Genomic DNA, 12,569 nt, shown 5'->3' on the forward strand with positions numbered 1-12,569 from the left:
CCATGGCGACCGACATTCTCGTCGTCGACGACGAAGCCGACATCAGGGAGATCGTGGCCGGCATCCTGGAGGACGAGGGGCACGGGACGCGCACGGCGGCCGACAGCGATGCCGCGCTCGCCGCCATCGCCGCGCGCCGGCCGAGCCTGATCTTCCTCGACATCTGGCTGCAGGGGAGCCGCCTCGACGGGCTGAGCCTGCTCGACGCCATCCACGCGCAGCATCCCGACCTGCCGGTCGTGATCATCTCCGGCCACGGCAACATCGAGACCGCCGTCTCCGCCATCAAGCGCGGCGCCTACGACTACATCGAGAAGCCGTTCAAGGCCGACCGGCTCGTCCTCATCGCCGACCGCGCGCTCGAGGCGTCCAAGCTCCGGCGCGAGGTGGCCGAGCTGAAGCAGCGCGCCGGGGCATCCGACGAGCTCGTGGGCGCGTCGAGCGTCATCAACCAGATGCGCCAGCTCGTCGACCGCATCGCGCCGACGAACAGCCGGATCATGATCTTCGGCCCGTCGGGATCGGGCAAGGAGCTCGTCGCGCGCACCATCCACATGGCGTCGCGCCGCGCCAGCGGCCCGTTCGTGGTGCTGAACGCGGCGGCGATCACCCCCGACCGGATGGAGGTCGAGCTGTTCGGGACGGAGGCGGTCAACGGATCCGGCCGCAAGGTTGGGGCGCTCGAGGAGGCGCATGGCGGCACGCTCTACCTCGACGAGGTGGCCGACATGCCGCGCGAGACGCAGAACAGGATCCTGCGCGTGCTCGTCGACCAGACCTTCGAGCGGGTCGGGGGATCGACCAAGGTCAAGGTTGACGTCCGAATCCTGTCCTCGACCGCGCGCGACCTCGAGCTGGAGATTCAGGAGGGCCGGTTCCGGGAGGACCTCTTCCACCGCCTGAGCGTCGTGCCGCTCCGGGTCCCGGCGCTCGCCGAGCGGCGCGACGACGTGCCGGTGCTCGTGCACCATTTCATGGCGCAGATCTCCGCCCAGACCGGGCTGCCGCTGCGCACCATCGGCGAGGACGCCATGGCCGTCCTCCAGGCGCACGACTGGCCGGGCAATCTCCGCCAGCTCCGCAACAACGTCGAGCGGCTGATGATCCTCACGCGCGCGGCGCCGGACGCGGTCATCACGGCCGACATGCTGCCCCAGGAGATCGGCGAGATCCTGCCGTCGAACCCTGCGCAGGGCGGGGCGCAGATCATGTCGCTGCCGCTGCGCGAGGCGCGCGAGGTGTTCGAGCGCGAATACCTGACCGCCCAGATCAACCGCTTCAGCGGCAATATCTCGCGCACCGCCGAATTCGTCGGTATGGAGAGGTCGGCCCTGCACCGGAAGCTGAAGAGCCTCGGGGTCTGACGCCGGTGCGGGACGCGAGCCGCGGGGCCTGATCCATGCGAGTCGTAATCTGCGGAGCGGGGCAGGTCGGTTTCGGCATCGCCGCCCGGCTGGCGGCCGAGAACAACAACGTGACGGTCATCGACCGCTCGCCGCAGCTCGTCACCGCGATCCGCGACACGCTCGACGTGCGCGGCTTCGTCGGCCACGGCGCCCATCCCGACGTGCTGGCCCAGGCCGGCGCGGACGAGGCCGACATGATCATCGCCGTCACCCTCTTCGACGAAGTGAACATGATCGCCTGCCAGGTCGCCCACTCGCTGTTCGCGGTGCCGACCAAGATCGCGCGCGTGCGGGCTCAGAGCTATCTGAAGAAGCACTGGAGCAACCTCTTCTCGCGCGACCACATGCCGATCGACGTCATCATCTCGCCGGAGCTCGAGGTCGGCGAGATGGTGCTGCGCCGCCTCGCGCAGCCCGGCGCGGTCGAGACGATCTCCTTCGCCGAGGACAAGGTCGCGGTGCTCGGCATCCTGTGCGGCGACGACTGCCCGGTCATCGACACGCCGCTCGTGCAGCTGACGGAGCTCTTTCCGGACCTCAACGCCACCGTCGTGGGGATCGTGCGGAACGGCAAGCTGTTCGTACCCCATTCGCGCGACCAGATGTTCGCCGGCGACCTCGTCTACGTGGTGACGGAGACGGGCAGGGTGAAGCGCACGCTCACGATCTTCGGCAAGGAGGAGCAGTTCGGCGCGCGCATCGTGATCGGCGGCGGCGGCAACATCGGCTTCTACGTCGCGCAGAACCTGGAGAAGCGGAACGCCCGGGCGAAGATCAAGATCATCGAAGCGAACCACGAGCGGGCGATCGAGATCGCGGAGGCGCTCGACCGCACCGTGGTGCTGAACGGCTCGGCACTCGATGCCGCCGTCCTCAAGGAGGCCGACATCGACCAGGCCGACACGATGATCGCGCTCACCAACGACGACAAGGTGAACCTCCTCACCGCCGCGCTCGCCAAGCAGCTCGGCTGCCGGCGCAGCGTCAGCCTGATCAACGAGCCGGCGCTTTCGCCGCTGTCGCGCACGATCGGCATCGACGCCTACATCAACCCGCGCGCGGTCACTATCTCGCGCATCCTCCAGCACGTCCGCCGCGGCCGGATCCGCAACGTCCACACCATCCAGGAGGGCGCGGCCGAGGTGATCGAGGCGGACGCGCTGGAGACCTCGCCGCTGGTCGGCAAGGCGCTGCGCGACCTGCATCTCCCGGACGGCATGCGGATCGGCGCGATCATTCACAAGAAGGACGTCATCACGCCGACCGGCGACAGCCGGATCCTGCCCGGCGACCGCTTCATCATCTTCGCCACGGCCGACCAGGTGCCGAAGGTCGAGCAGATGGCGCGGGTCAGCCTGGAATACTTCTGAGGCGTCGGGCGGCGTCGGTGCCGAAAGGAACGGAATGTCCAGAATCGCTTACGTGAACGGCGCCTATGTCCCGCATCGCGCGGCGGCGGTGCATGTCGAGGACCGCGGCTACCAGTTCGCCGACGGCGTCTACGAGGTCTGCGAGATCTGGAAGGGCCGGCTCGTCGACCGCACCCGCCATCTCGACCGGCTCGAGCGCTCGCTGCGGGAGCTCCGGATCCGGATGCCGATGAGCCGGGCGGCGCTCGGCATGGTGCTGCGCGAAATCGTCCGCCGCAACAACGTCCGGGACGGCTTCGTCTACGTCCAGGTGACCCGCGGCGTGGCGCGCCGTGACCACGTCTTCCCGGCCGCGGCGACCGAGCCGTCGCTGGTGGTGACGGCCCGCAGCGTGTCGCGCGCGGCCAACAACCGCATCGCGGAGGAGGGGGTCGCCGTCATCACCGTGCCGGAGAACCGCTGGGACCGGGTCGACATCAAGACCGTCGGGCTGCTGCCGAACGTGTTGGCCAAGCAGCAGGCGAAGGAGGCGGGCGCCCGCGAGGCCTGGTTCGTCGACCGCGACGGCTACGTCACGGAGGGCGCTTCGACCACGGCCTGGATCGTCACCAAGGACGGCGTGCTCGTCACCCGGCCGAACGGCACCGGCATCCTGCCGGGCGTCACCCGCATGACGGCGAGCGACATCGCCGTCCGGGAGAAGCTGCGCGTCGAGGAGCGCAAGTTCACGGTCGAGGAGGCGAAGGCCGCGCGCGAGGCCTTCATGACCGCGGCGACGACGGTGGTCATGCCGATCGTCTCCGTCGACGGGGCGCCGGTGGCGAACGGCCGGCCCGGGACCATCGCCACGCGGCTGCGGGAAGCCTTCCACGAATGCGCGGAACTCACGTGAGGTTGACGATCTGCTTAACTTGTGGGCAGGGCGCAGGGGTGACAGCCGGACGCGAAAGGGGCAATGTAGCGGTCACATCAATCGACCAGGCCGCAATCAATGGCTGACAAGAGTCACAACCTTCAGGACACGTTCCTCAATCACGTGCGGAAGGCCAAGATTCCCCTCACGATCTTCCTCGTCAACGGTGTCAAGCTGCAGGGCATCGTGACGTGGTTCGACAATTTCTGCCTCCTGCTGCGCCGCGACGGGCATTCCCAGCTCGTCTACAAGCACGCCATCTCGACGGTCATGCCGTCCCATCCGGTTTCGCTGTTCGAGCCGGACAGCGAAGAGGCCGAGACCTGATTGGAGCCGCGCGAGCGTCCTGAAGACGGGCTCGGCAAGGGCCCCGGCGAAGACACCGGAACGACGAGAGCCGCGCCGACCCGCGCGCTCGTGATCCTCCCGGAGGTGCGCACAAGCGGCGACGGGGAGGGCGCGGCGACGCGCTCCGCCGAGGGTCGCCTGGAGGAAGCGGCCGGCCTCGCCGAGGCCGTGAACCTCGACGTCCGGGACAAGGTCATCGTGCCGCTGCGGAAGCCGACCCCGGCGACGCTGATCGGCTCGGGAAAGGTCGAGGAGCTCGCGGCGCTCGTCCGCATCCACGAGGCGGAGCTCGTGGTGGTCGATCATCCGCTCAGCCCCGTGCAGCAGCGCAACCTGGAAAAGGCCTGGTCGGCCAAGGTGCTCGACCGCACCGGGCTGATCCTGGAGATCTTCGGCGACCGGGCCCAGACGAAGGAGGGCCGGCTCCAGGTCGAGCTCGCCCACCTCAACTACCAGAAAAGCCGGCTGGTCCGCTCCTGGACGCATCTCGAGCGCCAGAGGGGCGGCTTCGGCTTCCTCGGCGGCCCGGGCGAGACGCAGATCGAGGCCGACCGCCGGCAGATCCACACGCGCATCCGGCAGATCGAGAAGGACCTCGGCGCGGTGCGCAACATGCGCTCGGTCCATCGCGCCAAGCGGAAGGGCGTGCCGCAGCCGGTGCTCGCGCTCGTCGGCTACACCAATGCCGGCAAGTCGACGCTCTTCAACAGGATGACTGGCGCCGACGTGCTCGCCAAGCACATGCTGTTCGCCACCCTCGACCCGACGCTGCGTCGGGTGAAGCTGCCGCATGGCGAGGAGGTCATCGTCTCCGACACGGTCGGCTTCATCTCGGAGCTGCCGACCACGCTCGTCGCCGCCTTCCGGGCGACGCTCGAGGAGGTCGTGGAGGCCGACATCATCCTCCATGTCCGCGACATCGCCGCGCCCGAATCGGCGGCGCAGGCGGCCGACGTTCAGCAGGTGCTGCGCGAGCTCGGCGTCGATCCCGAGGCGCCCGGCCGCGTGGTGGAGGTCTGGAACAAGATCGACCAGCTCGACGAGGAGACGCGCGACGGGCTCAGGCGGAAGGCGCCGACGAGCCCGGTGAAGGCGGTGCCGGTTTCGGCGGTGACCGGGGAGGGCATCGACGCACTGCTCGGGACGATCGAGGAGATGCTTCTCGGCAGCCGCCCGACGGTGACGCTCGATCTCTCGGCGGAACAGAGCGGCGAGGCGCCCTGGCTGTACGAGAATGCCGAGGTGCTGGAACGCTCGACAGAAGCGGAGAGCGGCCGGACGCGCCTCGTCGTGCGCATCCCGGAGAAGCGCATGACCGCCTTCCAGGATTGGATGCGCCGCATCGGGGCGGCGCCGGCGGCGCGCTGAGGGCGCGCCTTTACCCGGCGCTCTCCTTCGCCTCCAGACGCTTCGCCTCTGTCCAGAGCGCTTCCATCTCGTCCAGGCTGGCTTCAGCCGGCGTCCGTCCAAAATTCTCAAGTCCGCGCTCTATGGCTTTGAACCGCCTGCGGAATTTCGAGTTCGTGCCGCGCAGCGCCGTCTCTGGATCGACGCCGGCATGGCGGGCGAGATTGGCGACGGCGAAGAGGATGTCGCCGATCTCGTCCGCCACGCGGTGCTCGTCGCGCGCGGGCTCCGAAAGCTCGGCCTCGAACTCGGCGACTTCCTCGCGGATCTTGTCGAGAACCGCCCGTATGTCGTTCCAGTCGAAGCCGACCGTGCCGGCGCGCTTCTGGAGCTTCACCGCCTCCATGAGCGCCGGCAGCGCCCGGGGAACCTCGTCGAGCAGCCCGTGCTCGGCCGCCGGCCGCCGCGCACGCCGCTCCGCCTTTTCCTCGGCCTTGATCTCGTCCCAGCGGACCTTCACGGCCGCCGCGTCCTCGGCGTCGCCGGCGGCGAAGACGTGCGGATGGCGGCGGACCATCTTCGCGACGATGGCGTCGACGACGTCGCCGAAGGCGAAGGCGCCTTGTTCCTCGGCCATCCGCGCATGGAACACGACCTGCAGCAGCAGGTCGCCGAGTTCGTCCTTGAGATCGTCGAGGTCGCCGCGCTCCACGGCGTCGGCGACCTCGTAGGCTTCCTCGATCGTGTACGGCGCGATCGTCGCGAAGGTCTGCACGAGATCCCAGGGGCAGCCGGTGCCGGGCGTCCGGAGTGCGGCCATGATTGCGAGCAGGTGGTCGATGTCGTGGGCGGGCTTCATGACGCTTCCGTAGCGCATGCACGGCCCGGAAACGAGATGGGGGAGCGCATGAGGAGGGAGCACCGCGCCGCAAATGCCCCGGGGCCTCCACATACGAGATTCGCATAAGATATATTATGGAACCTAAACGGACGTCCGGGTCGGGCTGAGGGCACGTGGCCGTCCGACGATCTCCACCGGACGGCACGCGATCGCCGGGCGCGTCAGTCGTCGAGCGGCAGCTCGAAGCTCATCCCGTCGAAGGCGGGCTCGACGTTGTCCGGCAGGCGCGCCCGGAGCGCACCGTAATCGAGGTCGACGTGCATGTGCGTGAGGATCGCGCGGCGCGGTTTCAGCCGCTCGATCCAGGCGAGCGCCTCGTCGACCGAGAAATGGCTCGGATGCGGCGTGTGGCGGAGCGCATCGACGATCCACACGTCGAGGTCCTGCAGCCGGTACTGCGCCTCGTCGTCGAGGTCGTTCACGTCGGGCGAGTAGCCGAGGCCGCCGACGCGGAACGCGAGCGAGCGGGTGCGGCCGTGGACCTGTGCGACCGGCAAGGCGGCGAGGGGACCGCCCTGCCCCGCGACCGTGACCGTCCGCCCGGGCTCGATCAGGTGGCCGTTCAGGATCGGCGGATAGTCGCTGCCCGGCGGCGTCTCGAAGCAATAGCCGAAGCCTTCCGTGAGCCGCGCCATCGTGGGCGCGTCGGCATAGACGTCGACGCGGCGGCGCATGTTGATGACGAAGCCGCGCAGATCGTCGATGCCGTGGATGTGGTCGGCATGGGCATGCGTGTAGAGGACGCCGTCGAGCGTGCCGATCCCGGCGCCGATCGCCTGTTCGCGGAGGTCCGGGCTGGTGTCGACGAGGACGCGCGTGACGCCCCCAGGCTCGATGCGCTCCAGCAGCAGCGAGCAGCGGCGGCGCCGGTTCCTCGGCTCGTTCGGGTCGCAGGCGCCCCAGTGGTTGCCGATGCGCGGCACGCCCGGCGAGGAGCCGCAGCCGAGCACGGTGACCTTCAGCATCGCCAAGCCGCGGCCTCCTCAGAAGGCCGGCACGCGCGAGAACAGCCGGAAGAAGTTCCGGCTCGTCTCCTCGGCAACGGCCTCGAGCGTCGTGCCGCGGACTTCGGCGAGGACTTCCGCGGTGTTGCGCACGAAGGCCGGCTCGTTGCGCTTGCCCCGGTGCGGCGGCGGCGCGAGATACGGCGCGTCGGTCTCCACCAGGATGCGGTCTCCGGGGAGGTCGCGGGCGATGGCGCGGATCTCTTCGGAGTTCCTGAAGGTCAGGATGCCGGAGAACGACACGTAGTGGCCGAGCCGGATGCCGGTCTCCGCGAGCTTCCGGCCCGACGAGAAGCAATGGAGCACGGCTGGGAACGCGCCCATCGCCGATTCCTCATCGAGGATCGCCGCCATGTCGGCGTCCGCGTCGCGCGAATGGATGACGAGCGGGAGACCGGACCGGCGCGCCGCCGCGATGTGGACGCGGAGCCCCTGGGCCTGCGCCTCGCGGGGCGCGTTGTCGTAGAAATAGTCGAGCCCCGCCTCGCCGATCGCCACCACCTTCGGATCCTCAGCATGGCGGAGCAGGTCGTCCGCCGTGACGTCGAGCTCCTCGTCCGCGTTGTGAGGATGCGTTCCGATCGACCTGTAAACATTGGTGAATCGGTCGGCGACCCCCTTCACGCGCTCGGCCTGGCGCACGCGAGTCGAGATGGTGACCATGCGGGCGATGCCGGCCGTCTCGGCGCGGGCGACGACGTCGTCCAGCTCGTCCGCGAAATCCGGGAAGTCGAGGTGGCAATGGCTGTCCACGAGCATCGCTCAGGCGCCCTCGCCTGCCGCGTCCTTCTCCACGTAGCGCGGAAAGATCGCCTGCGGCGTCGGCAGCGCGGTCCCGGCGGCGAGGCGCCCGGCCTCGCCGAGACCGGCGAAGATGCGCCGGTCCTCAGGGACGCCGAGCAGGTCCAGCAGCTTCGACCCGGCGGGCGGCATGACGGGCTGGACGAGGATCGCGACCTGCCGCAGCACCTCGGCCGTGACGTAGAGGACGGTCCCCATCCGCGTCGGGTCGGTCTTGCGGAGCGCCCACGGCTCCTGCGCGGCGAAATAGCGGTTGGCGTCGCCGACCACCTGCCATATCGCGGCGAGCGCCGCATGCAGGGCCTGCTCCTCGAATGCCGCGCGGCAGCGCGCCGCCAGCGCGTCCGCGGCGTCGAGCATCTCGCGGTCCGCATCGGAGAACGCGCCGGGGCCGGGCACCGCCGCGCCGGCGTTCCGCGCGATCATGGACAGCGAGCGCTGCGCGAGATTGCCGAGGTCGTTGGCGAGGTCGGCGTTGATGCGGCCGACGATGGCCTCGTGGCTGTAGGAGCCGTCCTGCCCGAACGAGACCTCGCGCAGGAAGAAGTAGCGCACCGCGTCGAGCCCGTAATGCTCGATCATGCCGAACGGGTCGATGACGTTGCCGACCGACTTCGACATCTTCTCCCCGCGGTTGAAGAGGAAGCCGTGGGCGAAGACGCGCCGGGGCAGCGGCAGGCCGGCCGACATCAGGAAGGCCGGCCAGTAGACCGCGTGGAAACGCACGATGTCCTTGCCGATGACGTGGAGGTCCGCCGGCCAGTAGCGCCAGCGTGGATCGTTCTCTTCGGGAAAGCCGGCGGCGGTGACGTAATTGGTGAGCGCGTCGACCCAGACATACATCACGTGGCGCGGGTCGGACGGCACCGGCACGCCCCAGTCGAAGGTCGTGCGCGAGACGGAAAGGTCGTTCAGCCCCGCCTTCACGAAGCTCACGACCTCGTTCCGCCGCTCGCGCGGGCCGACGAAATCCGGGTGGGCCTCGTAATGAGCGAGGAGCCGGTCCTGGTAGGCGGACAGGCGGAAGAAGTAGCTCTCCTCCTCGACCCATTCAACCGGCGATCCGAGCGGCTCGCGCCGGATCCCGTCGTCGCCGAGCGTGGTCTCCTTCTCGTCGAAGAAGGCCTCCTGGCGCACCGAGTACCAGCCGGAATAGGTGTCGAGATAGATGTCGCCGGCGGCCTCCATGCGGCGCCAGATCTCCTGGCAGGCGCGGTGATGGCGCGCTTCCGTGGTGCGGATGAAATCGTCGTTGGAGCAGCCGAGCGCGGCGACGAGGTCGCGGAAGCGCTGCGAGTTGCGGTCGGCGAGCTGGCGCGGCGTGATCCCTTCCGAGACCGCGGTCTGCTGCATCTTCAGGCCGTGCTCGTCGGTGCCGGTCAGGAAGAATACGTCCTTGCCGTCGAGCCGGTGGAAGCGCGCGATCGCATCGCTCGCCAGGGCCGTATAGGCGTGGCCGATATGGGGAACCCCGTTCGGATAGAAGATCGGGGTCGTCAGATAGTAGGTCGGCTTCTCGGGCATCGGGTCTTCAGGCTGTGACGGGGCGGCGGGCGCCGGGCGCTCCGGCGGCCGCAACCGCCTCCAGGAGATCGAGGACGTACTGCTTGCGGTCGAGATTGAAGGCCTCGACCTCCCGGCCGGAGAGGGTCGCCTTTTCCCACAGCTCCGCCCAGGTGACAAGCGGAACGGAGGCCGGGCGGGCGGCCGGGTCGGGCTCCGCCGCCGCCCTCACCCGCCGATGCAGATAGCCGTAGAGCAGCTCGGTCACCTGCGTGTAGCCGCCGCTGCGCGCGTCGGACCCGATGTCGGCGAGCTTGTGCATGGCGCCGTAATCGCCGCCCTCGACCGCGCGCAGCAGCAGGCGGTAGAGCTCGACCCCGTTCGAACCGGTGAGCTCGAGATAGCGGCGCACGCTGCCGCCGGCGAGGGCGAGCGCGATGCGGGTCTCGCCGTCCGGCGCCGCGCCGGTTTCCGCCCGACCGGCGGCGCGCGCGACGTCGAGGTCGCCGAGCGCATCGAGCCGCAGCAGCCGGCAGCGCGAGCGGATCGTCGGGAGGAGCCGCCCCGGCGATTCGCCGAGGATCATGAACAATGTCCGCCGCGGCGGCTCCTCCAGCGACTTCAGGAGCGCGTTCGCCGCATTGCGGTTGAGGTCGTCGGCGGGGTCGACGATGACGAAGCGCCAGAGCCCCTCGCCCGCCGTCGTGCCGAGAAAGGGGATCAGGCGTCGCACGGCATCGACCGAGATCTCGGTGCGATGGCGCTTCGCCTTCTCGTCCCAGTCGCGCTGCAGGTGGAGGAGATTGGGATGCGAGCCGGCCGCGATGAGCCGCGCGGCACGGCCGTCCGCAGGAACCGAGAGGTCCTCTGCCCCGAGGACGGCATCGGCGGCCGGATCCGGATGGGTGAGGACGAAGCGCGCGAAGCGGTAGGCGAGCGTCGCCTTGCCGATGCCGCGCGCGCCGGCGATCAGCCAGCCGTGGTGCATCCGGGCGGACCGGTAGGCGTCGAGCAGCTCGCGCTCGGCGGTGTGGTGGCCGACGAGGCCCGTCGCCTCCCGCGGGAGGGGCACGCCGGCGATGTGGTCGTGCGGCGGAATTTCCTCCGCCGGTTTCGGGGCGCGCGCCATCAGGTCATCCGCCGGGCAGCGCCGAGCCGAGCCGCGCTGCGACGGCGTCCTCCGCGGCCCTCGACACCTCGTCGACCGGGCGCGTCGCATCGAGCACGACGCAGCGTTCCGGCTCGCTCTGCGCAATCTCGAGGAAGGCCCGCCGCCGCGCCTCGTGCACGGCCGCGACGTCCTGCTCGAAGCGGTCCGTCTCCCCGCTCCGGCGGCGCGCGGCGCGGGCGAGACCCTCGGCCGCAGGCAGGTCGAAGACGAGGGTGAGGTCCGGGCGGTCGTCGCCGACCGCGAGGCGGTCCAGGCGGTGCAGCACTTCCAGCGGCACGCCCGCCGTGCCCTGGTAGGCGCGCGTCGAATCCATGAAGCGGTCGCACACGACCCATCGCCCCGCCGCGAGCGCCGGCCGGATTACATGGTTCATGTGGTCGGCGCGCGCGACGGCGAAGACCAGCGCCTCGGCCTCGGCGCCGAACGGCGCGACGAGTCCCTCGAGCAGCAGCGTCCGAAGGGCCTCGGCGTGCGGCGTGCCGCCCGGCTCGCGGGTCAGCACGGCATCCACGCCGCGGCTCTCCAGCCACCTGATCAGCGCCCGCGCATGGGTCGACTTGCCGGCCCCCTCCCCGCCTTCGAGCGTTATGAAGCGCCCGCGGGCCGTCACAACCAGCCGAGCAGGAGCTCGCCGAGCGCGTCCAGCGCGCGCTGATGCAGCCGCCCGGTGCCGACCTCGGCCGCGGTGCTGAGCGGCGTCTCCTGGATGAGGCGGTCGCCATCCCAGATCCGCAGGTGCCCGACCTGCTTGCCGGCCTCGACCGGCGCCATCAGCGGACCCTCGTAGACGGCCCTGGCCTTAAGATCGAGGTCGCCGGTGCGCGGCAGGAGAACGCGCACGGGGCCGTTGGCCTTGAGCGGCACCCTGCCCTGCTCGCCGCCATAAACCGACGCCTCCGCCACCACCTCGTCGGCGTCGAAGACCGTGACCTGGCGGAACGAGCGGAAGCCCCATTCCATGAGCTTGCGGGTCTCGGCCTCGCGCTCGCGCGCGGAGGCGAAGCCGTTGACCGACAGGATGAGGCGCTGCGTGTTGGCGATCGCCGACGCGGTCAGGCCGTAGCCCGACTCCTTCACGTAGCCGGTCTTCAGCCCGTCGGCCCCGATCCCGGCGCGCAGGAGCGGGTTGCGGTTCTGCTGGGTGATCTTGTTCCAGGTGAATTCCGGCTCGGAGAAGATCTTGTAGAGGTCCGGGTACTCCCGGATGATGTGGCGGGCCAGGTGCGCGAGGTCGCGCACCGTGACGTGCTGTTCGGGATCGTGCAGGCCGGTGGCGTTGCGGAAGACGGAGTTCTCCAGCCCGATCTCCTTGGCCCGCCTGTTCATCAGGTCGGCGAAGGCGAGCTCGGACCCGGCGATGCCCTCGGCGATGATGATCGAGGCATCGTTGCCGGACTGGACCAGCATGCCGCGCAGCAGGTCCTCCAGCCTGATCCGCGAGTTCAGCTGCGCGAACATGGTCGAGCCGCCGGAGGAGGCGCCGCCCGTCCGCCAGGCATATTCGGACACCGAGAACTCGTCGTCCATCGACAGGCGGCCGTTCTTCAGCTCGCGGAAGACGTATTCCGCGACCATCAGCTTGGCCATCGACGCCGGCGGCGTCGGCTCGTCGGCGGCCTTCTCGAAGAGCACCGTCCCGCTGTCGAAGTCGATGAGGATGGCGTGCTGCGCCTTGGTGTCGAAGACAGGCTGCGCGCGCGCCGGCGCCATCGCGACCGCGATGAAGGCGAGCGCGGTGAAGAGCACCCGCATCAAGGCGTGACCATGCATTCTCGCTGTCCTTCGCTCCGGGCGTCCCAAGGCAA

Annotated in this window: 12 protein-coding genes; 5 read left to right on the forward strand and 7 right to left on the reverse strand. The window is 69.7% G+C overall.

Annotated features, from left to right (window positions below; all coding sequences use genetic code 11):
• Positions 1–2 precede the first annotated feature (2 nt).
• From ntrX to hflX, 5 genes are all read left to right on the forward strand, one after another.
• Positions 3–1,364 (forward strand): nitrogen assimilation response regulator NtrX, encoded by a 1,362-nt coding sequence (ntrX, locus tag ACUN0C_RS04185; protein ID WP_445465068.1) that lies wholly within the window; start codon positions 3–5, stop codon positions 1,362–1,364.
• 35 nt (positions 1,365–1,399) lie between these two features.
• Entirely contained in the window at positions 1,400–2,776 is a 1,377-nt protein-coding gene (gene trkA, locus ACUN0C_RS04190) for a Trk system potassium transporter TrkA (protein WP_445465069.1), read from the forward strand.
• 34 nt (positions 2,777–2,810) lie between these two features.
• Positions 2,811–3,668, forward strand: a complete 858-nt coding sequence (locus tag ACUN0C_RS04195; RefSeq protein WP_445465070.1) for a D-amino-acid transaminase — start codon at positions 2,811–2,813, stop codon at positions 3,666–3,668.
• Between the two features lie 99 nt (positions 3,669–3,767).
• Positions 3,768–4,016 carry an RNA chaperone Hfq gene (gene hfq, locus ACUN0C_RS04200; protein WP_445465071.1) on the forward strand — a complete coding sequence of 83 codons (249 nt, stop codon included), beginning with the start codon at positions 3,768–3,770 and terminating at the stop codon, positions 4,014–4,016.
• Positions 4,017–5,405, forward strand: a complete 1,389-nt coding sequence (hflX, locus tag ACUN0C_RS04205; protein ID WP_445465072.1) for a GTPase HflX — start codon at positions 4,017–4,019, stop codon at positions 5,403–5,405.
• 10 nt (positions 5,406–5,415) lie between these two features.
• Here the strand turns inward: hflX and mazG are convergent, their stop codons facing one another.
• The 7 genes from mazG to ACUN0C_RS04240 form a co-directional block, all read right to left on the reverse strand.
• Positions 5,416–6,243, reverse strand: coding sequence for a nucleoside triphosphate pyrophosphohydrolase (gene mazG, locus ACUN0C_RS04210; RefSeq protein WP_445465073.1), 828 nt, complete (start codon positions 6,241–6,243; stop codon positions 5,416–5,418).
• Positions 6,244–6,446: 203 nt separating this feature from the next.
• Positions 6,447–7,250 carry an MBL fold metallo-hydrolase gene (locus ACUN0C_RS04215; protein WP_445465433.1) on the reverse strand — a complete coding sequence of 268 codons (804 nt, stop codon included), beginning with the start codon at positions 7,248–7,250 and terminating at the stop codon, positions 6,447–6,449.
• Positions 7,251–7,268: 18 nt separating this feature from the next.
• Positions 7,269–8,048 carry a TatD family hydrolase gene (locus ACUN0C_RS04220; protein ID WP_445465074.1) on the reverse strand — a complete coding sequence of 260 codons (780 nt, stop codon included), beginning with the start codon at positions 8,046–8,048 and terminating at the stop codon, positions 7,269–7,271.
• Between the two features lie 3 nt (positions 8,049–8,051).
• A complete protein-coding gene (gene metG / locus ACUN0C_RS04225) occupies positions 8,052–9,614 on the reverse strand; it encodes a methionine--tRNA ligase (RefSeq protein ID WP_445465075.1) in 1,563 nt (520 codons plus the stop codon).
• 7 nt (positions 9,615–9,621) lie between these two features.
• Positions 9,622–10,722, reverse strand: a complete 1,101-nt coding sequence (locus ACUN0C_RS04230) for a DNA polymerase III subunit delta' (RefSeq protein WP_445465076.1) — start codon at positions 10,720–10,722, stop codon at positions 9,622–9,624.
• 4 nt (positions 10,723–10,726) lie between these two features.
• Positions 10,727–11,380: a dTMP kinase gene (gene tmk / locus ACUN0C_RS04235; protein ID WP_445465434.1), complete on the reverse strand. Its 654-nt coding sequence runs from the start codon at positions 11,378–11,380 to the stop codon at positions 10,727–10,729.
• Complete coding sequence (locus ACUN0C_RS04240; RefSeq protein ID WP_445465077.1) at positions 11,371–12,534, reverse strand: D-alanyl-D-alanine carboxypeptidase family protein; 1,164 nt, start codon at positions 12,532–12,534, stop codon at positions 11,371–11,373. The genes tmk and ACUN0C_RS04240 overlap by 10 nt, the downstream gene beginning before the upstream one ends.
• Positions 12,535–12,569: the final 35 nt, after the last annotated feature.

This window comes from Faunimonas sp. B44, from assembly GCF_052655945.1.